A 914-nucleotide genomic window follows, 5' to 3' on the forward strand; every position below is an offset into this window, starting at 1 on the left:
TTGGCGGATAAGTTGTACGAGATTTCGGCTGAAAATTTTGGGAAACGAGTTCATGAGTTTTACCTTGATGCCATTATCTCAAATAACTTTGAACATGAGCTACATGATGGACAGCCTGTCACTCAGCGCTTTTTAAAAACGATTCTCTATCTACCTCAACAGGCTGTTACAAGCCCAGTAAAAGAATCCAAGCGTATTTTAAGAGCGTCTCGAAAACAATTGTCTAGCATCAGAGATTATTGGAGAGACGAATTCAAATAATAGAATAAGAGGAAGAAAAAATGAAAAAATTAATGAGAAGCGGAAAAGATCAAAAAATTGGTGGAGTATGCGCAGGAGTTGCTCATTATTTTGATATTGATCCAACAATTGTTCGTGTCATTTGGGCTGTTCTTGCATTTTGTTATGGGACAGGAGTCCTTGCTTATATCATTTTATGGTTGATTGCACCAGTTTCATCAGAGTATTAAATTAGAATTATATAGAAAAAGGAGAAGTTATGGCTTTTGGAGATAACGGAAAACGCAAAAAAACATTGTTTGAAAAGGTGACGCTTGTTGTCGTGCTCATCATGTTGTTTGTAACCCTTGCTGGTATCTTTGCAACTGCGCTTGGAGCTTTCAGTAGATTCTAAGCAAGCTATGAGGATAGAAACAATAACTAATGACTGGGTTCTCCCCAGCCTTTTTAAAGTGAGAAGAAAATATGAGTATGTTTTTAGATACAGCCAAGATTAAGGTCAAGGCTGGTAATGGTGGCGATGGCATGGTTGCCTTTCGCCGTGAAAAATATGTCCCTAATGGCGGTCCTTGGGGTGGTGATGGTGGACGTGGAGGAAACGTTGTTTTCGTGGTAGACGAAGGCTTACGTACCTTGATGGATTTCCGCTATAACCGTCATTTCAAGGCTGATTC

General features: G+C 39.4%; 2 protein-coding genes and 2 pseudogenes. All 4 read left to right on the forward strand.

What is annotated here, in order from left to right; translation table 11 throughout:
* Nucleotides 1–261: pseudogene (locus GMD1S_RS12360) on the forward strand (glycosyltransferase family 4 protein); the annotation flags it as partial.
* 20 nt (nucleotides 262–281) lie between these two features.
* Nucleotides 282–470: a PspC domain-containing protein gene (locus tag GMD1S_RS08240; protein WP_000735788.1), complete on the forward strand. Its 189-nt coding sequence runs from the start codon at nucleotides 282–284 to the stop codon at nucleotides 468–470.
* A 29-nt stretch (nucleotides 471–499) separates the two neighbouring features.
* Complete coding sequence (locus GMD1S_RS08245) at nucleotides 500–634, forward strand: DUF4044 domain-containing protein (RefSeq protein ID WP_000863851.1); 135 nt, start codon at nucleotides 500–502, stop codon at nucleotides 632–634.
* 71 nt (nucleotides 635–705) lie between these two features.
* Nucleotides 706–914 (forward strand): annotated as a pseudogene (gene obgE, locus GMD1S_RS08250) (GTPase ObgE); the annotation flags it as partial.

The organism is Streptococcus sp. GMD1S (assembly GCF_000296875.1).
In the GTDB taxonomy this organism is placed as follows: domain Bacteria; phylum Bacillota; class Bacilli; order Lactobacillales; family Streptococcaceae; genus Streptococcus.